Source organism: Clostridium beijerinckii, from assembly GCA_003129525.1.
In the GTDB taxonomy this organism is placed as follows: Bacteria; Bacillota; Clostridia; order Clostridiales; family Clostridiaceae; genus Clostridium; species Clostridium beijerinckii_D.
Genome location: CP029329.1, coordinates 2,657,517 through 2,680,052, shown reverse-complemented (window position 1 = coordinate 2,680,052; position 22,536 = coordinate 2,657,517). Strand labels below are relative to the sequence as shown.

General features: G+C 31.2%; 17 protein-coding genes. 2 read left to right on the top strand and 15 right to left on the bottom strand.

Annotation, left to right across the window (positions count from 1 at the left end; translation table 11 throughout):
• Positions 1–20: 20 nt before the first annotated feature.
• The gene (locus tag DIC82_11965) at positions 21–2,036 is read right to left on the bottom strand and encodes a methyl-accepting chemotaxis protein (protein ID AWK51687.1); all 2,016 of its coding nucleotides are present in this window, start codon (positions 2,034–2,036) and stop codon (positions 21–23) included.
• Between the two features lie 436 nt (positions 2,037–2,472).
• On the opposite strand from DIC82_11965, the gene DIC82_11960 reads away from it, so the two are divergent.
• Entirely contained in the window at positions 2,473–3,192 is a 720-nt protein-coding gene (locus tag DIC82_11960; GenBank protein ID AWK51686.1) for a cysteine hydrolase, read from the top strand.
• 118 nt (positions 3,193–3,310) lie between these two features.
• Here the strand turns inward: DIC82_11960 and DIC82_11955 are convergent, their stop codons facing one another.
• Both DIC82_11955 and DIC82_11950 read right to left on the bottom strand, forming a co-directional pair.
• A complete protein-coding gene (locus tag DIC82_11955) occupies positions 3,311–6,034 on the bottom strand; it encodes a PAS domain-containing sensor histidine kinase (GenBank protein AWK51685.1) in 2,724 nt (907 codons plus the stop codon).
• Between the two features lie 439 nt (positions 6,035–6,473).
• Positions 6,474–9,086, bottom strand: coding sequence for a phosphoenolpyruvate synthase (locus DIC82_11950; protein AWK51684.1), 2,613 nt, complete (start codon positions 9,084–9,086; stop codon positions 6,474–6,476).
• Between the two features lie 659 nt (positions 9,087–9,745).
• Between DIC82_11950 and DIC82_11945 the strand changes: the two genes are divergently transcribed.
• Positions 9,746–11,017, top strand: coding sequence for a glutamate:protein symporter (locus DIC82_11945; protein AWK51683.1), 1,272 nt, complete (start codon positions 9,746–9,748; stop codon positions 11,015–11,017).
• 154 nt (positions 11,018–11,171) lie between these two features.
• On the opposite strand, the gene DIC82_11940 is transcribed toward DIC82_11945, so the two are convergent.
• The 12 genes from DIC82_11940 to DIC82_11885 form a co-directional block, all read right to left on the bottom strand.
• Positions 11,172–12,398, bottom strand: a complete 1,227-nt coding sequence (locus tag DIC82_11940) for an MFS transporter (GenBank protein ID AWK51682.1) — start codon at positions 12,396–12,398, stop codon at positions 11,172–11,174.
• Positions 12,391–12,834, bottom strand: coding sequence for a MarR family transcriptional regulator (locus tag DIC82_11935; GenBank protein AWK51681.1), 444 nt, complete (start codon positions 12,832–12,834; stop codon positions 12,391–12,393). Before DIC82_11935 ends, DIC82_11940 begins: the two co-directional genes overlap by 8 nt.
• Before the next feature lie 276 nt (positions 12,835–13,110).
• Positions 13,111–13,563 (bottom strand): peptide-methionine (R)-S-oxide reductase, encoded by a 453-nt coding sequence (gene msrB / locus DIC82_11930; GenBank protein ID AWK51680.1) that lies wholly within the window; start codon positions 13,561–13,563, stop codon positions 13,111–13,113.
• Between the two features lie 200 nt (positions 13,564–13,763).
• Entirely contained in the window at positions 13,764–14,210 is a 447-nt protein-coding gene (locus DIC82_11925; protein AWK51679.1) for an acyl-CoA thioesterase, read from the bottom strand.
• Between the two features lie 374 nt (positions 14,211–14,584).
• Positions 14,585–15,184 (bottom strand): RDD family protein, encoded by a 600-nt coding sequence (locus DIC82_11920; GenBank protein AWK51678.1) that lies wholly within the window; start codon positions 15,182–15,184, stop codon positions 14,585–14,587.
• A gap of 12 nt (positions 15,185–15,196) precedes the next feature.
• The gene (locus tag DIC82_11915; protein AWK51677.1) at positions 15,197–16,378 is read right to left on the bottom strand and encodes a beta-cystathionase; all 1,182 of its coding nucleotides are present in this window, start codon (positions 16,376–16,378) and stop codon (positions 15,197–15,199) included.
• Entirely contained in the window at positions 16,375–17,466 is a 1,092-nt protein-coding gene (locus DIC82_11910) for a peptidase M24 family protein (protein AWK51676.1), read from the bottom strand. The genes DIC82_11915 and DIC82_11910 overlap by 4 nt, the downstream gene beginning before the upstream one ends.
• 49 nt (positions 17,467–17,515) lie before the next feature.
• Positions 17,516–18,829 carry a PTS sugar transporter subunit IIC gene (locus tag DIC82_11905; GenBank protein ID AWK51675.1) on the bottom strand — a complete coding sequence of 438 codons (1,314 nt, stop codon included), beginning with the start codon at positions 18,827–18,829 and terminating at the stop codon, positions 17,516–17,518.
• Between the two features lie 12 nt (positions 18,830–18,841).
• The gene (locus tag DIC82_11900) at positions 18,842–19,180 is read right to left on the bottom strand and encodes a PTS sugar transporter subunit IIB (GenBank protein ID AWK51674.1); all 339 of its coding nucleotides are present in this window, start codon (positions 19,178–19,180) and stop codon (positions 18,842–18,844) included.
• Position 19,181: 1 nt separating this feature from the next.
• Positions 19,182–19,505 (bottom strand): PTS lactose/cellobiose transporter subunit IIA, encoded by a 324-nt coding sequence (locus DIC82_11895; protein AWK51673.1) that lies wholly within the window; start codon positions 19,503–19,505, stop codon positions 19,182–19,184.
• A complete protein-coding gene (locus DIC82_11890; GenBank protein AWK51672.1) occupies positions 19,498–20,559 on the bottom strand; it encodes an aminopeptidase in 1,062 nt (353 codons plus the stop codon). Before DIC82_11890 ends, DIC82_11895 begins: the two co-directional genes overlap by 8 nt.
• The gene (locus DIC82_11885; GenBank protein ID AWK51671.1) at positions 20,552–22,459 is read right to left on the bottom strand and encodes a transcription antiterminator BglG; all 1,908 of its coding nucleotides are present in this window, start codon (positions 22,457–22,459) and stop codon (positions 20,552–20,554) included. The genes DIC82_11890 and DIC82_11885 overlap by 8 nt, the downstream gene beginning before the upstream one ends.
• Positions 22,460–22,536 lie beyond the last annotated feature (77 nt).

Genomic DNA, 22,536 nt, shown 5'->3' with positions numbered 1-22,536 from the left:
GTCACCTTCTTTAACCTTCTTTAAATTTTAAACTTATTTGTCTCTTCATTCAACTTTATAGCAACGTTCTCTAAATCCATTGCAAATTTTGATACTTCTTCTGAACTTGCTAGCATTTCTTCTGAAGATGCCGCTATTTCTTGTGATGATGCAGAAGTCTGTTCAGATACTGCAGTTACATTATCTACATTAGTAACTATTAAATCCTTTGATTTAATAGTAGTTTCTAATGATTTATATGTTTCATCTACGAAAGGTCCTATATTAGATAGGGCATTTAACATATCATTAAAAGCAGACATTGCACTTTCAACTGTAACTGATTGTTTATCAACTAAATTGCTTACATTGTTAGAATTATCTAACACTCCCTTAGTTTCACTACTTATTGATTCTACTAACTTTTGTATTTCTCCTGTAGCATTTCTTGATTGTTCTGCTAATTTTCTTACTTCCTCAGATACTACTGCAAAACCTTTTCCAGCTTCTCCTGCTCTTGCTGCCTCTATAGCGGCATTCAAAGCTAAAAGATTAGTTTGTTCTGAAATGTCATTAATAACATTTGTAATATTACCTACCTTTGACACACTAGAATTAAGATTATTAATTTTATCTGCTTGTTCCTTAAATGAAATTTTTACTTCCTCTATTGATTTTAGTAAAATAGCTATTTGTTTTCTTCCTATTATAGCCTTTTCTTCTGTTAATGAAGAACTATCTTTTACACCATTAATTTTATCGTATATGTTGTCCAATTCATCGGCTAACTGTAAAACATTATTAGATATATTAACCAAATCATTAGCTTGCTCTCCAGCACCTTGAGCTACATCCTGTATAGCATTTGTAACTTCATCTGTAGTTAAAGTCATTTGTTTTGCATTGGAACTTAAGCTTGCTGACATACTGCTTACTTCTAAAGAACCCTCTTTTATAGTTTTAATACTACCTTCTAAGTGCTTTACCATAGTATCAAAACTATCATATAATATTCCAATTTCATCATTACTATTAATTTTAATATTTTGAGTTAAATCACCATTTGCTATTTCTTTAGATGCAAGTACCAATTTTTTCAATGGCTGTGTTATTCCTTTTGAAATATTGAATAATATGATTGTTATTATTATAAAAGCTATCATAGCAATAATAACTATAAACATAAGCATTTTAGTAATATTATCCCTAACTGTTTCCATGGAAAGGCCTATGTCTATAGCACCTAATAACTCATCTCCATTATAAATAGGAACTAATACATCATATACTTCAACTCCATTATACATATATGTTGATGAATAAGGTTTGCCCTCTACTGCCGCAGTTTTACTTCCAATATCATCAACTTTTTTACCTATTTCACTACTATCGCCATCAGCTGTCTCAATTAAATTTGTATCAATAAATACGGCATATACAGTGCTTTTATCTTCAATTAATTTTTCAAATAAATTTTGAATATCCACTGATTCACTTAAGCTTTGAACCTTGTTTGAGATTATTCCTATTTGAACCATTCCTATTCCACTTTGTCCTACATAACCATATTTGTAATAATCATTTGTTTCTCTACTTTTTCTAATATTCTCAACTAAGAAATCCTGCTTACCACTTAATACAGGATAAGATATATGACTACTATCAAAAGTTGATCCTATACTTGCTGGTATATTAGAATAAATAATTGTGCCTTTTGGATCAACATAATTTATTTCATCTATTTCAAATTGCTTTGCGAGTGTAGTTAAATATTCATTATTAACTTTATCAGAATTATTTAAAATAAATGAACCTGTAGTTCTAATTCTATCCGAAATAGATTGATTTATTGATTCCATAGCTTTATTGTTAATTTCCACTTGAGATTTAATTTGATTTGCGTAATTCATACTATCTGTTTCCATTTGTTTCATTAAACTGTTTTGGCTAATTATTATAGAAACAATTGCAATAGCTGATATAGCCAAAAATACAAGAATTAACGGAACTGATAGAATTTTAAATTTTATTGAACCTTTCTTTTCTTTTTTCTCCATAACACGCTTCCTCCTTATAATATTTAATGTGTATAAACCATAATTAATATTTTCATTTTTTTCCATTATACATTTAATTACACCATATTTCAACTTTAAATCTTTTTTTTCTCACTCCCAAAATAGAATTTATCCTATATATTCCCAATTTTTCGCAAATATAAAATTATTCTTAAAATTCCATATAAGTTTATTGGGAAGTGATTTTTTTCCTACTTCATCACTCTTTAAATCTATCTTATCCTTTTCAGCTTTATAACAATTACCTCTCACTCCATAGTGAAAAGTCATTGACTAAATATACTTTTTAGTACATAATATGCAGGTAAATAAGGTGCAATATTTATTTATGCCCTGAGTGTAATCTCGGGGCATTTTTAACATATAAAAGGTTAATAACTTATAGTAAAACATAATATCAAGGAGGAAATAAATTATGGAAAAACAAAATAATGAAACTTTATACTATGAATTTGCACCTAATCATGGAGCTTCAATGCTACCAGATCCAAGTAAAACTGCTTTATTAATTGTGGACATGCAAAATCAATTTGCAAACAGTAATTATGGCGATGCAATTGATGCGAAAGAAAAAGGTATGTGGGATAAATGGGAATATTTTTACAATCGTCTTGACAACATTGTTATTCCTAATAACAAGAAATTATTACAATTTTTCAGAAACAATAAATTAGAAGTCACTTATGGTAGAATAGCTTGTTATCATAAAGATGGTCGTGACAGATCTCTTGTTCAAAGAAGACCAGGTTGGAATAATGTACTTCTTCAAATTGGAGAGTATGGAGCTGAAATTATTGATAAACTAAAACCTTTAGAAGATGAAATTGTAGTTGAAAAAACAACAGATAGTGTACTTAGTGGATCTAACTATGAACGAATTCTTAGAAATATGGGAATTGAATGTGTAGTATGTACTGGTGTTGTTACTGACCAATGTGTTGCTTCAACTGTAAGAAGTTTAGCTGATGCAGGATTTGAAGTAATACTAGTAGAAGATTCTTGCTCGGCAGCAACACAAGAGTTACATGATGCAGAAATAATGATTATGAATCACATTTATTGCACTATAATGAGTACTGACGAAACAATAAAACTTCTTACAAATCAAATAGAAAAAGAATCACAAGAAATATAGTTATAGATAAATCTTACTTATGCATATATTCGCCGAAATAAAGGGGCCTGCATTTGCTCCAGTTAAGCAAATGCAGGCCCCTTTATTTTCATGTTCCTTAACTTATATAAGTGAACTATTATATTGAATATATATCAGAAAATTCAATATTTATAACATCAATTTTACTATCTATAGATTTGTTTTCTTCAATAACTTTGTGAGTTTCTATAATCCTCGAGGGAAGCTCTACTTTAAATATACTTCCTTCACCTGATTTGCTTTCTACGCTTATTTTCCCACCATGAAGTTCAACCAATAATTTTACCAAATATAATCCAATCCCACTTCCTTCTGCATTTCGTGAAAGAGATTTATCAACCTGATGAAATCTTTTGAAAATACTATCTAGGTGTTTTTTGTCCATTCCTATACCAGTATCCTTTACTGATATTTCAACAGTATCACCTTTATCAAGTAAATTTACACATATAATGCCATTTGCATCTGTAAACTTAATTGCATTAGAAATAAGGTTTAACATAATCCTCTCGATCTTATTAGGATCACAGGCTATAATCTTTTCTTCTATATTTGTATCAAAAATAATATTTAATTCTTTCGCCTTAATGTAATCTGCTATTGATTGAACTATCTCTTCTGTAATATCAACTATATTTTCATTAGATAGGTTTAATTCCAAAAATCCAGATTCTATTTTCGATATATCTGTTATGTTGTTTATAAGCTTTATGAACCTATAGCAATTTTGTTTAATAATCTTAACGCCTTTCAAAACCTTTTTATTATTACCTTGTATCAAATCGCTTTTTGAATAAAATTCCATTAATTGAGTTGTGCTGAAAATTACATTTAAAGGAGTTTTAAGTTCATGTGAAATATTCGCAAATATTTCATCCTGTAATTTTAAAGTTTTTTCCATATTATTTTTTGCTTTCACTTCTTCAGTAATATCTATTGAAATAGCAATTATTTCACAAATTTTATTATTTACTCCAAATAAAGGTTGATACATAATCTTTAAAAATATTTTCTCTCCATTATAAGTATAATTTACATAACGAGAAAAAGTATTATCTTTTTTATCTTTTTTATCTTGTAAATTTTGAATCATTTCATTCCACTTATCTTCTTTATCATCAAAAAATATATATGAATAATCCTGTCCTTTAAGAGATGATAATGATTCTAATTTGAGATTAGATTGCATTTGCATTATTTGACTATAAGCCTTATTATTCATATCTATAACTTTTAAATCTGGATATGAATATCTTACAAAACCTACATTAAGATTTACTAAAATATTATTTAATAAATTATACTGAGTATTTAATAATAATGCTTCCTCACTTTGTATCCTATCAGACATATTATGTATCAATAATATTCCTGCAATAAAATTACCTTTATTATCATATATGGCGTTACCGTTTATCTCAATATAAGTAATACAATTATTAGTTAAAGCAGTACATTGATAGTTTGATATTTTTTCACCTTCTACTATCCTTTTAACAATTGAATTTCTATCTGATATCAAGGTGCCACTTGTATCATATATTTTAGTTTTCTTGTAAAAGTCATTCATTTTTATAATTTCTGGTGAATAAAAATCATAAAGTTTAGCTGCTTTATTAATTTTTTCGATATTTCCATCCTTATCAAAAATTATCAAAACATCATTCATATTTTCTACAATAATTTCTAATTTATCATTCTGTTCTTTAATAATTTTTTCTTTATTAAATGAATCTGTAATATAGTTAAAAAATACTGCTGCCATAGTAATATTGCCTTTTGCATCCCAAATAGGAATAGCTGTAAATTGAATAACATGTTCGGTGTACTTTGATTTTATTATTATTATTTCACCTTTTATTTTTTCTCCATTTAGTGCACGTATTATAGGATCATTTTCATGAGTAATTTCATTACCTGATGTATCAAAATATTTGCGCATCTTCTGTATGCTTTTTAGACAATTAATAGTATCATGAGGATATTTATTTCTTAATTTAGAATTTACTTTAATAATTTCTCCATCTTTATTTGAAATAAAAGAACCATCAGTTATATTTTCAACTACTGATTCTAAGTACTCTTTTTCCTCTTTAATAATTTTAAATTCTTCCTTTAAAAGTTTTCTACTTAAAACTCTTTTTGTTACATCCAATGCAGTACTAATTATATATTTTAATTTTCCTTCTATAAATATTGGTACAATTGATAAACTCCAGTAAGTAACTCCCCTCTTATGAAAATCATGTTGAAATTCCTCAACATAATATGGTTTACCTGTAGTTATAACAGAATTCCACATTTCTTCTATCTTACTACTTTCATATGGAATTATTAATTCTTTGAGTTTTTTACCTATACTATCATTAATTTTATTATAAGATTCATTAAGATAATTTAAATAATTTTCATTTGCTTTAAGTAAAATTAAGTCATTAGTACTAATAATTGAAAATCCAGTTTTACCGTCTGCATAAAGTTGTTTAAAAATATCAAAATGTTCTTTAATTCTTGAATCTACGTTCTCTTTGAAAAAATATATTTTTTCATTTTCACAGTTTAAATTTTCATAATAAATATTTACCTCTTTTGGCTCATATTCCTTAGTGAATATATAACCACTATATTCCTCTTCAATATTTTCAATATAAACTTGAGAGTCAATTCTTAACATATTACTTATTTCTGTAAGTGTTTTTCCTATTAATTCGTTATTAGTAAAGCCCGTAAGAGCAATAAAATCTATATCCACTTCAATAACAATATTATTTTTACTATACAAGAATGATTTTTCTATAGTATCTTCTAAAATACCTTTCATTTTCCACCTATATTCTATTAATTTATATTATAGTTTTTACATTTTATGCTTTAATTTTATAGTATTTGATATTATAAGTAAACTATTTACAGATAATATTCTGTTTGTATTCTTCAATTTTTACTTAACAAAAAAACACTGAACCAAATATATGAATTTAGTGCAATGCTTGTCTATGAAAAATCTTTTTTTCCCGGTGTTACTTCTGAGACATGTCGTGTTGAAGGTACTATTTACACGTTTTAGACGTGCTTGATACTATAGCTTGTTTTTTAACGACGATAAAAAACGCGTGGTTAATCTAAATCTTTTAATTTGCTTATACTTGAAAATATTTAGACCTTGGCCGTGTTTGCTCTGATTTTTATGAACATTTACGCAAAACCATAGTTATTTTAGCCAACTTATTGATTTTGCGTAAAATAATTTAAATTCCCCATTATAGGACTTCTATATACCCTTCTGTTCCATGTACGCGAATTCGCTCTCCATCTTTTATTAGTTTAGTAGCATTTTCTACTCCGACAACGGCTGGTAATCCATATTCTCGTGCGATAACTGATCCATGAGTCATAAGTCCACCAACTTCGGTGACTAGGCCTTTTATTAATACAAACAATGGTGTCCAGCTAGGATCAGTAAAAGAGGTGACTAATATATCTCCCTCTTCCATATCAGCATCTTCCATTTTTAAGATGACACGTGCTCTTCCCTCTATAACTCCAGAAGAAACAGATAGACCTACCATGGCTCCTGCTGGGATATCTTCTCGTTTGTACTCACCTGATAGTGCTTCACCATCAGACGTAATAACACGTGGTGGAGTTAGTTTTTCATATAATTTATGCTCCTCTTTATCTTTGCTTATAATCTGGTAATCCAATTTTTTTGTGCGTACTACTTCATGAAGTTCTTCAAAAGTGAGGTAGTATATATCTTCTTCGTCATGAATAACTCCTAATTTTACCAGTTGCTTAGCTTCTTCCATTAAAGCTTGCTTATAAACAAAGTAGCGACTAACCATGCCGTATTTTGGATATTCACGGTAACCGATAAAATTTCGAATTATATCAATCATCCGTTTTGTCTCTTTGGCCTTTTGTTCGCCATCGGGTAACTGCTTCAATCTTTCTAATAACTCTTGTTCTTTCTTCAAAGCTTCCTGCTTCCCTTGTTCAAATTTTCGATTACCAGCATTAGGCTTAAAGTTTTTTATGTTACTTAGAATCATAGGAACAAGTATAGCTGGTTTTTCACTCCAACGAGTTTTAGTAATATCAATTTCTCCGCTGCATCGCATTCCATATTTATTAAGATAACTACATATAGCATCCTTGATTTCCTGTCCACCATCAAACTTAACTATGTTCTCCAAAAAGTTATCATCTTTTGCATTTTGTAAATAATCAATTACTTCAGGATAAGGACGAATCACATCTGCAACATTAAGTAGCTCTAGCCCCATTTCCGAAGTAATATTGTTTGATACAGATTGAGACAGTATGTCTGCTGCGTTTTTTTCACCTAACCACTCGTTCATTTTTTCATTAATCCATGCTGAAGCATTTATTGCAGCCATAAATACAGCTGTACTTTGGGGGTCAAATAAAATCTTCTTCAACTCTTGGATATCTTCTAGAATAAAATCAAATAAATCTAATCCTGACTTTGTTTGGATTTTTTGTTTTAATTCTTCTATAGACGTTTGACTCTTCTTAATCAAATCAGAAACGATTGTTTGGTCATTTTCGATTTGTACTTGAGTATCTGCAGGCGATACATTTTTATTGTTTTTACGATCCTTCTGTTCTTGTTTATCACTTGGTAATAATTTTATGAAACCTCGATTTATTATGGCCATAAGTGCATCTTTCATAAGTGGATCGTGTTGTCCCATGTTATTTAATAAAGCTTCTCTGCTGTCAGATGATGCTAGCATATGTGTGACATCAATAAATAACCTTCCACCAGCTTTAACCCTAGGCCCAAAAGATGTTAACTGGAATACAGACATTCCCAATGGTTTCAAGGGATCGGTCATCATTTGTTGATGACCAACAGATAAATAAACGTGATCTTCTTCATCATTCGTTTCAATAATTGGGTATAAAGTAGTAATTGGGCGACTTTGGACAATATAAAATGTATCATGAGCCAAACACCATTCGATGTCCTGTGGAGTGCCGAAATGTTCTTCGATCTTTCTGCCCATGTGCGTGAGGCTCAAAATCTGTTCATCCGTCAGCGCTTGCATATTCTGCATTTCAACCTCAATCTCTTGTGTTTTCGTACCGCCTTTCTTTAAGGCATAAATAGCTAGCTTCTTGGCGGATATTTTCTTATTGATTATCTTGCCGTTACGTACTTCATAATTATCAGCATTCACCAGTCCGGAGACCAAAGCCTCACCAAGTCCGAAGCTGGCATCAATGGATAGCACTTTCCTATTAGAAGTGACGGGATCAGCAGTAAATAAAATTCCTGACACATCTGGAAAAACCATCTTCTGAACAACCACAGACAGTTGTACTTTGCGGTGATCGAATCCGTTTTGAATGCGGTAAGTTACTGCCCTCTCTGTAAATAGGGATGCCCAGCACTTACTGATATGCTTTAGGATTGCCTCTCTTCCGATAATGTTCAAATACGTATCCTGCTGGCCAGCAAATGAGGCTGTTGGTAAATCCTCTGCAGTTGCGCTGGATCGCACAGCATAGGCATCTTTTTCACCAAACTTTGTAAGAAAAATTTCTATTTCTTCTGCTATATCCTTAGAAATAAAAATTCTTTCGATGACCATTCGAATCTTCTTGCTAACTTCACAAACTTTTTCCCTATCTTCCACTCTAAGATGTGATAATTCAGCTAATAAACCGTTAAGTTCCTGATTATTTCCAGTTATCTTTTTATAGGCCTTTGTGGTAACACAAAAACCATCCGGTACTAGGATTCCCAGAGCCTTTGATAGTTCCCCTAGGTTTGCGCCTTTACCCCCGATCATGGAAAGCATTGTTTTGTCAATTTCCTGAAAGCTAAGCACATATGAATTCATGCATATTCTCCTTCCTCTTTTCTAAGCTTGGATTAAACAATTTTCTATGAAGTGATATATGCTTCTATAATATCCACAATAAACGCAAATTATAAGTCTACTATTTAAAAATTTAATATGCTATAATAAAGGTAGGGTAGTAGTTTATTTTTTATTGGCGGTTAAGTCTTACTCTAACAAGAATGTCTATTCACGAACTGCCGGTCTAAGGAACAAATCCATATGGAACTCTTCTATTTGTATCTTTTCTATCTAGATAATCTGTAAAAATCCTTCTTACACTTTTTGCTTGCGATTCAAAATTTTTCAACTCTTTTTATATCTGTATCATTTCAATTAACTTCTCTAATTTTTATTTTCAGCATTACTTTAAAGAAAATTTTTTATTGTATAAATATACATTATAATAAAATTAAATACACATAAAAAATCTAAGGTTAATTTTGAACTTGGATTTTATTTTTATGGTATATATTGTGAAGAATATATTGTTTGTTTTTAATAATGAATTTTTTGTAGAGACAAAATTCATTAATTATGTTATAATTCAAAATGTTATTAAGGTTTTTATATGAATTTGCAACTTTTTGTAAATGAAGTGTCATATTGGCCTTATTTTTTATTTATTTTAAATTTTAAACTAAAAAAGGAGAATACAAATGAAGAAAATTAAATTTGGCCTAGCATTACAAATTCTTGTTGGGCTTGTACTTGGAGTTATAATAGGTGGATTGTTTTATGGTAATCCTGCTATTGAAGCATATTTAAAGCCTATTGGAGACATTTTTATTCGTCTAATTAAAATGATTGTGGTTCCAATTGTCTTTTCATCTCTTGTAGTTGGTATTGCTGGAGCGGGAGATATTAAGCAGGTAGGCAAACTTGGAGGAAAAACTCTTCTTTATTTTGAGGTAGTAACTACTATTGCTATTATATTAGGACTTTTTATAGCTAACGTGGTGCATCCAGGTACAGGAATAAATATGCAGGGTCTTGCTACATCAAGTATTGATAGTTATGTAAACTCAGCAGAAACTGTGTCTCATCATAGCTTTGCAGATACATTTGTAAATATTGTACCTACTAACATTTTTGATGCACTTACAAAGGGAGATATGCTTTCAGTTATTTTCTTTTCAGTTATGTTTGGTTTAGGAGTTGCTGCAATTGGTGAAAAAGGAAAACCTATTATACAACTTGCTCAAGGTACAGCTGATGCAATGTTTTGGGTAACAAATCAAATAATGAAGGTAGCTCCTTTTGGAGTATTTGCTTTAATTGGCGTAACAGTTTCAAAGTTTGGACTTTCATCTTTAATTCCATTAGGAAAATTAATAATCACAACATATGGTTCAATGCTTTTATTTATACTAGTAATATTTGGCACAATTGCTAAATTAGTTGGATCAAGCATTTTTTCAATCATAAGAATTTTGAGAGATGAACTTATACTTGCTTATAGTACTGCAAGTTCTGAAACAGTTCTACCTAAAATCATGGAAAAGATGGAGAAATTCGGGTGTCCAAAATCCATTGCAGCCTTCGTAGTACCGACAGGTTATTCTTTTAATTTAGACGGTTCTACCCTTTATGAAGCTATTGCTGCTATATTTATAGCACAATTATATGGTATTAATTTACCTATATCTGCTCAAATCAATCTAGTGATTGTATTAATGCTTACTTCAAAAGGTATAGCAGGCGTACCAGGGGTATCCTTTGTAGTTCTTTTAGCTACTCTTGGTTCTGTTGGGATCCCAGCTGAAGGATTAGCGTTTATAGCAGGAATAGATCGTATCCTTGACATGGCTAGAACTGTTGTAAATGTATTAGGTAATTCCTTAGCAGTTGTTGTTATCTCAAAGTGGGAAGGAAAATATAATTCTATAAAAGCTAATAAGTATGTAGAATCTATTAAGAAAATCGCATAATATTTATTCATTTCAATAAAATAGTTTCTAAATATGACAGCCCCAATACGGAATTGTGACTGTCACCACTCAAAATAAACTCTAAGGTATTTTTATTTTACCTTAGAGTTTATTTTATCTTTAAGTATGATTTGGGCTAACTTTTAAAATGAATTTAATCCATTATAGTCTCTGGTTCTATTTCTTCATTTTCAATTGAAACCTGTTTTATAGATGCTGATTTTTTCCCATGTAGAAAATAATATAAAATGATAGATAAAGATACAATAACAGCTAGTGACATATACATTCCGCGGAAACCAAGTATAGGTATTATAGCTCCTATTACTAAAGGACCAACTCCAATTCCTCCATCAATAAAAATGAAAAATGTTGACGTAGCAAGTGCTATTCTATGTTTAGGTGATTCTTTTATAGCAATGGCTTGGATACAAGTATAGATAGTTCCATAGCCAAGAGCTATTAATACTGCTGACAATAAAAGAGCGAAACCATTACTAGCTTTACTAATTAATATAAGTCCTAAAACAAATGATATTAATGAAGGATACATAATAGTATTATCTCCTTTACTATCCAATAACCTACCGCTAATTGGTCTTGAAATAAGGCAGACTATAGAATATACAATAAAAAAGAGACTTGCAGCACTTGTTAAATTAATTTCTATTGCATATGAATTAATATAAGATAAAATTCCAGAGTAAGCTATACCCATAATAAATCCGATAATTGTAATAGGAACAGCTTTTTTTTCAAAGAAATCCTGTAACTTAAATCCTTTCATAGATTTCATTTGTTCCTTTGTTAATTTGGCTTCAGGAATTTTTGCAAATAACATAACAACAATACTAATTACTGAAAAAATAGTGCAAGCAGTAAATACGGCATTATAATCTGCATGCTGAGTTATAAAAAGTCCGAGGAATGGTCCCATTGCTGATGAAAGAGTTATACTTAATGAATAGTAACCTGTTCCTTCTCCACGACGTTCATTAGGAATAATAGACATTACAGTTGTTGCCATTGCTGTACCAGCAATACCCAAAACTGCTCCATGTATAAAACGAACAACTAATAATACGTTCAAATTATTTGCGAAAAAATATGATACAGACGCAATTACGAACAAAATTAAGCCTGCGAACAGTAATTTTCTACGTCCAATTACATCTATATATTTTCCTGCCAGAATACGTGCAAAAAGTGTACCAATGACAAATATACTAGAAGCAAGACCAGCCTGGCCTTGTGAAGCACTAAATTGTTTAATAGCATAAACAGTCATTGTTGTCATTAATAAGTAAAAAGTAATATAAACAAAAAATGTAGCTACAGTAATAATTGTAAAATCTTTAGTCCATAACTTGGATTTATTCATGTGTGTTTCCCCCATGTTCATTAGTTATATTGTTCATTATTTTGAGTAGTACTTTATATGTAGTTTCTAGTTCCTCATTTGAAATATCCTTCATAGCATTATTATCAAACTCTACTGCAAATTCATATACTGAAGTATATGCTTGTTCTCCTAAATCACTTAGTTTGATTCTTCTTTCTCTCTTGTCTTTCCCTGAGACTTCTTCTATGAATTCACTCTTTTTCAAACGATCTACAGCACGAGTAACTGATGATTTTTCTACACTCATATAATTAGCTATATCAACAAGAGTAGAAGGACCAAATTCTTTTAGAAAACGGATAACCCCCCACTGAGAATGATGAAGATTATGTATAATAAGTCCTTTATTCAAATTGCTAACTAAAGTTCTAGAAAGTTTTAAATTTTGATGAAAAAACTCATAATAATCGTTCAAAAGATTGCCTCCTTAAAAATAATTGTCTATGCAACTAAAATAATTGCCTATGCAACTATACAACTCAAACAAAGAAATGTCAACTTATTAAATTTTCATTCATTATTATTGCCTAATTTAATTTGCTATAATCAAAAAAGCACTGCACCAAATATATGAATTTAGTACAATGCTTATATATGGAAATTTATGTTTCCCCCAGAGATGCTTCTGAGACAGGTCGTGTTGAAGTTGCTACTGAATTCCAAAGTACTGATGTTGCTAATTAGAGAATATTTATATCTTCAATTGCTCTAAATATTCTTCATAACCTAATTCCTTCATTTTATCCATAGGAATAAATTTAAGTGATGCTGAATTAATACAATATCTTAATCCACCTGTTTCTTCTGGACCATCGGAAAATACGTGTCCTAAATGAGCATCTCCTACATTACTTCTAACCTCTGTTCTTATCATACCATGACTTTCATCCTTTTTTTCTTTAACAACACCTCTTATTAAAGGCTTTGAAAAGGCAGGCCACCCACAACCAGAGTTAAACTTGTCTGAAGATATAAATAAAGGCTCACCTGTTGTTATATCTACATAAATTCCTTCTTCAAAAAAGTTATCATATTCATTGGAAAATGGTGCTTCTGTAGCATTTTCTTGTGTTACTTTATATTGTTCCTTAGTTAACTCTTCTTTTAATTCTTCTATTGACTTTTTAACATATTTTTTACTCATTTTATTGCCTCCATAATTTAATATTTACATTGATTTGATTATAATATTTCTTTATATATTCAACTAGTTCAAAATGACGAATCCTATTTTTATCACTCCATCTAATCATTGATTTAGATCTTCCATATATAAGTGAGAGTCCAAAAGGTAATTTTGACCTCTGAGTATTTGCATGCTTTAGTCGGACTTGATGCTATAGCTTATTTTTGATCATCAAGTATTTTTGTTTCTTTTCCAATCGAATCAGAAAACAGTTCAAAATACTTTCTATTTTCCTTTTTTAAAGATATAATTTTCCCATCTTTATTAATAAAGCAGTGTTTACTTTCTCCAATAGCTTTAACTTGTTCTGTAGCTGCATCTACTATTGTGTAAACTATAGTGAATTTTGCATTTGAAAAATGCTCAAGTTTCGTAATTATATAAACATACTCTCCAAATTTTGTTACTGTTTTATAATTACAATTTATAGAGACAACAGGACTAATATATCCTTCCTGCTCCATTATTGAATAATCTGCACCAATTTGTTCCATGTAATCAACTCTTGCTTCCTCAAACCATCTTATATAATTTGAATGATGCACAATTCCCATTTGATCTGTTTCATAATATTGTACCTTATGTAAATAAGCTTTTAATTCCATATTTCAAAATTCCTTTCATATCCCCTTTTATATTATATATATTTAATATTACCAATAATCTTTTATATTATTTAATTTAGATTTCTGCCACTATACTTAATAAATATTCGTTCTTTTTCAATCTATTCACCAATCATATTATCTTTTTAGTGGATAACTGACTTTGCAAACCTCATTATCATAATTTCATGTTATTAAATTTAGTTCCTAAAAATACACTATAGATATATTTTAGCATAAAATAAGAGCTTACATTACATAAACTCTTATCCTTATCCATATCATAACCTATGAAGATGTTAGAAGAAATCGTGTAAGAATGAATATCTTTAGAAAAATCTAAAGTTATTTTTCACATTTTGTACATAAACATACTAAGCATTTTCTGATACAACCGTTGTTCCTGAAATATAATCATGAATAGCTCTATGTGATAGCGTACTTAAAACCAGAATTCCAGATGCAATTGTTAAAATTCTGCCTGCTATCCCTAGATAGTATTCAAAATAAAAACCGGTCACAAGAGTAAGCAGCTGTATTAAATAACTTGTCATAACAATTGCAGCTCCCTCTATGATCATCAACCCTATAATTTGTCTTATTAAAAGGGTTTTTAAATCTATATCTGAATAATCCGCTTTTACGATTTTAATCTTAACCAGATGTTTTCCAATTGTCTGACCATTGTACTTTTTATAAGGGATATATACATAATAAATTAGGGCTGCAATAAAACATAGACTACCAGCTAAATATGCCCATCCGTTTGAATATCCCAGACTTGCAAAAACATAGAGATTGCTAAACATATCCTCTTTCTTTGTCACCGCACTATAAATCAAAACTGCAGGGAATCCTGTGATAATTCCTCCCAAACACCAGTCTATAATATAAGCCAGTAGCCGTTTTGATATGCTCACATTAGACGGCTTCTTATCCACCCATGATGTTATTTTTCCCCATAATTTATGCATAAAACATTCCTCCTATTTTAAATACAAATAGTCCATAGCTTTTTTAAAGCGCTCCAGCCCTTCTTTAATCTTTAAGCGAGGACATCCTAAATTCATCCTCAAATATTTTGCACCATTCTCCCCATAGGTTTCGCCCTTCATAATAGCAACTCCACCCACATTTACTAGAGCATCTTGAATCTGTTCAGAAGTGAATGGAACTCCCCTTCCATCTATCCATGCCAAATAAGTGGCATCTGGCTTTTTAAATTTGAAGTCCGTAAGCTCACTCTTAATAAAGTCCTCCACCAGCTGCATATTGCCACTGATATAGTCATTTAGCTCATCAATATAATCATCGCATTGCATATACCCTACCATTGTCGCATACATTCCAAATATACTTGCAGAATTCAAAAAATCTTTCTTCCTTGTATGATATAAAAACTCATTTCTCACCGTTTCATTTGGTATCATTACATATGAACCAATCAAGCCAGGGGTATTAAATGTTTTGCTAGAAGAAGATGCTGTATATAGCTCATCATAATCATGCATATAGGATAAAAGTGGTATCTGGTTCTTTTCCCCAACCTGTATATCCATATGTATCTCATCCGAAATTATCTTTGTATTATATTTTTTACACAATGCTACCATGCGTTTCATATCATCTTGTGACCATATCATACCTGTAGGATTATGTGGAGAGCATAAAAGCAATATTCTGCAGTCCTGTACCCGTTTCTCAAATAGATCAAAATCAATTTCAAATGACCCGTCTTTATGAATTAAATCATTTGATACCAATATGCGATCATTATCCTCTATGACTGTAAAAAATGAGTCATACATAGGATTAAATGTCAAAATCTTATCTTTGGGACAACTTAGCAGCCTGATTAATAATGATACTGAATACATAACGCTTGTACTATATAAAATCCAATCTTCTTCAATGCATGTATTAAATCTTCTCTTATAATGTTCTGTTATAGAAGATTTGAAATCATGATGATTCCACCTCGTATATCCATATATCTGATGGCTGGCAACTTGAAGAATTTTTTCAGTAATTGGTTTTGGAATAATAAAATCAGTATCTGAAATTGAAAATGGTATTAAATCTTTTTTATGAAAGCGATCTTCAATATAATCCCATTGTGTAGAATAGGTTCCCAAACGATTATGAACCTCATCAAAATTATATTTCATGGTTTTACCTCCAAAATTATATAATCCTTTGTAGTTTTATTAAGCGGAACACCTCTGCCATTAATAATAACCACATCATCTTCAATACGCACGCCCCCTATATTTGGAACATAGATTCCAGGCTCACAGGACATCATCATATGTTCCTTTAAAATAGTCTTACTTGCAGAATTCAAAATTGGCAATTCACAGCCATCACCGATTCCAAGGCCGTGACCCAGGCCATGATTGAAATACTGCCCATATCCATTCTTTACAATAACATCCCTGGCACTCTTATCCACATCACTAGCAGTAACGCCAGCATTAATAGCGTTCAATCCTGCCAACTGTGCTTTTAAAACGATATCGTAAATTTCTTTAATCTTAGGTTCAGGCTCTCCCATAAAACACATACGCGTCATATCTGACTGATAATTTTTATATTGGATCCCAAAATCAATCATAATGGGCTCATGAGCCTTGACTCTGCGTCCAGTGGGCCTGCCATGTGGAAAAGCTGTCCTCTCCCCAGTTGCTACAATTGTATCAAAAGACATTTGCTGTGCTCCTTGTGCAATTGAATAATATTGGACCAGAGCGCTTATTTCATACTCTGTCATTCCTAAATGTATATTTCCAAGCACCTTTTTATAAATATCATCTGTGATATCAACTGCCTCTTGCATGATATCTATTTCTTCCTGTTGTTTAATAATACGTAAATTAGCTATTTCTTCATCTAACAGAATAATCTTTACACCTATCTTTTCAACATCTCTGTATTCTTTCACTAACATCTGAGAAGCTTCAACCCCTAAATTGCGGCAACGTTCTTTCTTCAATATATCTCCAACTGTCGCTAGATAATTACATCCCATTTCATGAGGTGAGTGAAGAATTATTTCAAGATCATGTTCTTTTTCTTTAGCCTCAGTCAGATATCTCCCGTCTAAGATAAGGAACCCTTTATTTTGAGTGATTAGGATATTGCATCCGCTGCCTGTCATAGTTGATAACCATTTTTTCATAGTTTTGCTTTTAATAAGTAGAGCATCAATATTATTATAATGCATGAACTCATGTATTTTTTCTATCCTTTTAGCCATATTATCACCATCCTTAAAAATGAAGGCAAGCATATGCTTGCCTTTCTTTTTAGAAGTCCAAATCAAGATCCTTTAAGATTTCTTCATCTTCTTTAGACATGTTATTCTTATCATTTTCCTTTTGTTGATAACGTTTTTCATATACCTTAAAAAATGGATACCATACAACAATGGATAAGACTAATTGAATTGCATTAGCAACAATGGACATTGGATCCATATTAGTCAGATATCCCTCTAAGAAAACACCCACATAAGGAGGTGTAAAGAATGAACAGCTTAGCGCTCCAAATTTCATCATCCAGCCAGGGATAGTTCCTATAATTCCACCGCAAATAACGTATGGAATAAAGAATATAGGATTTAATACAATTGGAGCACCAAATAATATTGGTTCATTGATTCCAAATAACGCAGGAATTAATGCAACACGTCCTATCTGCTTTAAGGCCTTTGATTTAGATAATAAACACCAGAATACTAGACCAAATGTTATTCCTGTACCTGTAAAGTTACCAAATGCAGACTCTGGACCTGGGGCAAAGAAATGGGTCATGGCTAATCCAGCTTTATAGTTAGCTATATTTTCTGCCAGGAACTGAGTAGAAATAGGAGTTGTAATTGGACTCAATACAGAAGGATGAATTCCAAAGAAGAATAGCAAACATTGTAGCATCTTTAAGAATGTATAAGACAATGGATTGTCCATAGACCCTACTAATGGTGCAAATATGCTTGTAAAAATTAATGGAGGCATAATATTAAACACATTCACACACACAATACGAATAATTAAGAAGAAACCAATAATAATAATTGATATTGGAATCATTTCAAAAGATCTTGAAACAAAATCCGGTACTGAATCAGGCATCTTAATTGTGAATTTTTTCTTTTTACACCAGCGATATAATTCCACTGCAATAATTGCAGCAAACATTGCTGCAAACAGACCTTTAGGTCCTAAATATTTAGTCATAATTCCGCCATCTTTTGTATAATCAACAGTCATCATAAGGAAAGAGATAACCGCCATACTGATACACCCTGGAACATCCAGCTTGTAGGAATTTGCAAGATGATAAGCTATAAAAGCTGTAGCATATAAGGACATCAGTGCCATACCTACGTTGTAAGGAATATATATAATATCAAGATTAGCTAATATCCATTGAGATATTGGATTATTCTCACCAATCATATTAGGAATAGCTTCTGGAATCAAACAAAAACTACCAATGATTAATAAAGGCATTAAAGCTACCATTGATTTTTTAATAGCGCTCAAATGAACTTCTTTATCCATCTTATTAGCAAGTGGTGCTAAGTACTTATTTATAAAAGATTCAAACTTTTCAAACATTTTTCAACCTCCTTACTTTATTTTTTTCATATCAGCTTTTTTACGTTCTATAAGGACTTTTTTTAATACAGTCGCTCCATCCATCTTGCCATAAGTCTCCTTATCAACAATGATGTAAGGAATCTCATATGGGTCAATGATTGATTTAATATAATCCACCTTATGTGCAATTTGTGGTCCAATAACAACAACATCACACCCTTCTACTTCACTTTCTAGAATATCTACAGGAATTGCAGTGAATTTAAAATCCTCATCTTTAAGTTTTTCACTTTTTTTAACGGTATTTTTCATACTGTCCATAAGCATAGTCGTTGAAAAGCCACCTGCACAACATAATACAATCTTCATTTTATTTTTCCTCCCTTTCTTCAAATACATTTATTAACGCCTCAATTAGATCTCTGGCTAATTGAGCTGTCATGTAATGGTCTTGTGCATGTACCATTAATAACCCAACTTCCGGTTTATTGTCGCTATTTGACAGTTCTGCAGTGATAATCTTTGTTTGAATTTGATGAGCAGCCAGATCTGCCTCTCTGGCCTCAATTAATAATTTACGAGCCTCATCATACTCTCTCGTCTTTACCTTTTTTAACGCTTCAAAAGATTTTGCCTTACTTTCACCAGCGGAAGAAATCATTTCCATAATAATGTTTTGTTCTACTTCAGTCATTTTCATATCCTCCTAAAAAATCGATAAATTTTTCATAATTTTTACGTTTTAAACCATAACACAACTCATATACAAGTTTAATTAAATTTTCCAAATCATCACCATGGACAAGAGAATATGCGCCATGGCAATATCTCAATGGTATTCCTAAGACCAATGCCAGCTTTCCTCCACGATCTAAATGGGCATTTCCACCATCAGTTCCTCCCCCGCTAAACATATCGCATTGATATGGAATTCCTTTTTTATCCGCCATATTCATGACATACCTTAGGAGCTTTACATTAGGAGACATGGTCTTATCATAATGCACAATCATTGTTCCCTTTCCAATAAGACGATGATTTGAATAATTTTTTGTAAGTTCTGGATTATTTGCTACATCTAAGGCAAATACTATGTCTGGATTGATGATATAAGCTGAAGTTTTCCCTCCCCGAGTTCCGACTTCCTCGCTGCTTGTCCCAACAAAATAGACATCGTTTTCCAAATCATCTTTCATCCTCTTTATGACCTCGGCAATAACATAGCATCCGGCCCTGTCATCCATTGCTTTGCCCATATAAACATTTTCATTTGATAATTGTCTTGCTTCACTGGCGAAGCAGACCATATTACCTATCTCTACGCCCAATGATTTAACTTCATCAAAAGTGTCACATCCAATATCAACGTACATATCTTTTACATTTCCTTCACTATCTTTCGTAACATTTAACAGCCCTTCTATCTTTTTGCCAGTAAAGGTTGTTAACCTAACCATTTGCATTTCTTTGCTTTTATCCTGTACACCGCCGACAGCCATAAGATATATAAAACCGATATCAGAAATACTACGAACCATAAATCCCACTTCATCCATATGGGCGCAGAACATAATTTTAAGTGGCTCCTCACCTTTCCCTTTTTTATGAAATATAATGCTTCCAATATTATCATAAAAAACATCATCACTATATTTTGCAAGTTCCTTGTATAAAATTCCCCTGACTTCATTTTCATGAGAAGCTATACTGTCTGCATTACTTAATGCTTTTAATAAAATATCATTCATAATTAACACCTCCCATCTCTTTCATCACCGCTATAAGTTCTTCAAAAGATTTAACATTAATCACTCTTTCCAAGTATTTTGGTTCCTTCATAAGCTGATATAACTTTTTAGTAATATCTTTATAGACCTCTACCTGTTCCTTTTTTAAACAAATCATAAAAACAATCCTTACTTCTTTTTCCCGCCATAGAAAGGGCTTCTTTAATATACTGACTGATATTGCATTTCTTAAAGCATCTGTTTCAATAGGATGAGGTATACATACGCCGTTTAAATAAACGGTACTTACGAATGCCTCCCGTTCCATAACTAAGTCTGCATATCCTTCCTTGCCATATTCTTTATTTTCAAGATCTTCTGCCATCTCTCTAATGAGATATTCATAGTCATCTTCTTCTGTTATATTGAAAAATTCCTTTGAAAAATAGGAATAGTATATTGGGTTTTCATTAATAAACGTATAGGGATCATAATCATCGCACTCCAGAATCTGCCTAATTCTATATAAATCTTTGTCATCCAGAAGCTCTTTTATATAAATGACAGGTATGTGGGCATCATAAGATATTGGTATAACTGTAAAAATAATATCGGGTTTATAGCTGATCAGCTCATCCTGCTGCAAAAAAGAGAAGGTTTTGACTTCTGCCTTTGGAAATACGGATTCAAGTTGCATTTTAATCATATATGCACTTCCGCCACCAGAAGAGCATACTACACAGATTTTATTGTAAGATTGAAGCTTTAGCTGTTTCTCCTTTACCATATGTGCAGCAAAATGCATAGCTACAAAACCGATTTCATCAAAGGTAAATTCCACATTATATTTCTCATGAAGAATATCACAAAATTGTATTGCTATATTAAATATCAAGGGATATGTGATACTTAGCTGATTGGCCAGAGCATTTTTATATGAAATTTTATTGCGAAGCCTGTCTACTAACAGGTACATATGTGAAAGCAGAAGCCGTTTCAAGTCCTGATCTTCAAAAAAGTGAGTATCATAAGTTTTATCTGTTTTTTTCAAAAAAACTTCTATATCATCAAGCAGATTGTCAGTAAAGGAAACACAGGCATCTTTCCTACGGATATTTTTCTGCAGAACTTCGATTAATTCTTCAACGCTATCCTTATCAAAACATACCTTATATTTCCTTTCCATCGTATGAATTAATAATGTAGCAATTTTCTCAATTGAACTAGATTCATGAAATTCATAGTCTTGGACACACTGCATATCCCCCTTTAGTGAAACATATACCATGGATTTTAGAAAAACTATTACATTTAACAGTTCATTATAATTAATATTTAATTTTTCTCTGTTCATCTGTCTTATCAACTGAGACTCAACATGTGAAAAGTCCATTACAACACCGTCAACTGCCATTCGAACAAATACGTTTTGAGTTTGATATTCCTTGCATAAGTATTTTTTAAGATATCTATCTGAAGAAACTATTCTGATTCCATGATGGCTCTTTTTTTCCAACGCCAGATGATAGCCTTTAGCTAGTTCTTCTACCTCTTTAATATCATGCTTGATAAGTGTTTTAGAAACTTGAAAAGTATCTGCAACTTTATCCATTGAAATGTATTCATTTTGAACTGATAAAAATGCCAGTACTTGAGATGGCCTTTCTTTTATCTTAAAAACAATGTTTTCATCTAAAGTTTTAAGAAATTTCCCAAATAATTCATCGTCCTTAATTTCTAATAAATACCCCACTCCCCTTTTAGTATGTATTTCAAATCCTTTGCTAGTCGAAATTCTCATGAGATATGAAATGTCACTTTGAATTGTTCTTTTAGATACTTTGTATTTGTGAATAAAATATTCAATTGAACAGTAATCTTCATTTTCTATGAAGTCACTCATTATCTGACTAAATCTCATTTGAACTCCACTCTCCTATCCCTTATATTATTATTATATAAAAATAATCTTTTCTATAAAAGGAGAACTTTTGCATA

Coding starts and splice junctions, on each gene's coding strand:
- msrB (AWK51680.1), bottom strand. CDS start 13,563: ATGAGTAAAAAATATGTTAAAAAGTCAATAGAAGAATTAAAAGAAGAG.
- DIC82_11920 (AWK51678.1), bottom strand. CDS start 15,184: ATGCATAAATTATGGGGAAAAATAACATCATGGGTGGATAAGAAGCCG.
- DIC82_11890 (AWK51672.1), bottom strand. CDS start 20,559: ATGAATGATATTTTATTAAAAGCATTAAGTAATGCAGACAGTATAGCT.
- DIC82_11915 (AWK51677.1), bottom strand. CDS start 16,378: ATGAAATATAATTTTGATGAGGTTCATAATCGTTTGGGAACCTATTCT.
- DIC82_11885 (AWK51671.1), bottom strand. CDS start 22,459: ATGAGATTTAGTCAGATAATGAGTGACTTCATAGAAAATGAAGATTAC.
- DIC82_11910 (AWK51676.1), bottom strand. CDS start 17,466: ATGGCTAAAAGGATAGAAAAAATACATGAGTTCATGCATTATAATAAT.
- DIC82_11925 (AWK51679.1), bottom strand. CDS start 14,210: ATGGAATTAAAAGCTTATTTACATAAGGTACAATATTATGAAACAGAT.
- DIC82_11950 (AWK51684.1), bottom strand. CDS start 9,086: ATGAATTCATATGTGCTTAGCTTTCAGGAAATTGACAAAACAATGCTT.
- DIC82_11905 (AWK51675.1), bottom strand. CDS start 18,829: ATGTTTGAAAAGTTTGAATCTTTTATAAATAAGTACTTAGCACCACTT.
- DIC82_11940 (AWK51682.1), bottom strand. CDS start 12,398: ATGAATAAATCCAAGTTATGGACTAAAGATTTTACAATTATTACTGTA.
- DIC82_11960 (AWK51686.1), top strand. CDS start 2,473: ATGGAAAAACAAAATAATGAAACTTTATACTATGAATTTGCACCTAAT.
- DIC82_11895 (AWK51673.1), bottom strand. CDS start 19,505: ATGACTGAAGTAGAACAAAACATTATTATGGAAATGATTTCTTCCGCT.
- DIC82_11945 (AWK51683.1), top strand. CDS start 9,746: ATGAAGAAAATTAAATTTGGCCTAGCATTACAAATTCTTGTTGGGCTT.
- DIC82_11955 (AWK51685.1), bottom strand. CDS start 6,034: ATGAAAGGTATTTTAGAAGATACTATAGAAAAATCATTCTTGTATAGT.
- DIC82_11900 (AWK51674.1), bottom strand. CDS start 19,180: ATGAAGATTGTATTATGTTGTGCAGGTGGCTTTTCAACGACTATGCTT.
- DIC82_11965 (AWK51687.1), bottom strand. CDS start 2,036: ATGGAGAAAAAAGAAAAGAAAGGTTCAATAAAATTTAAAATTCTATCA.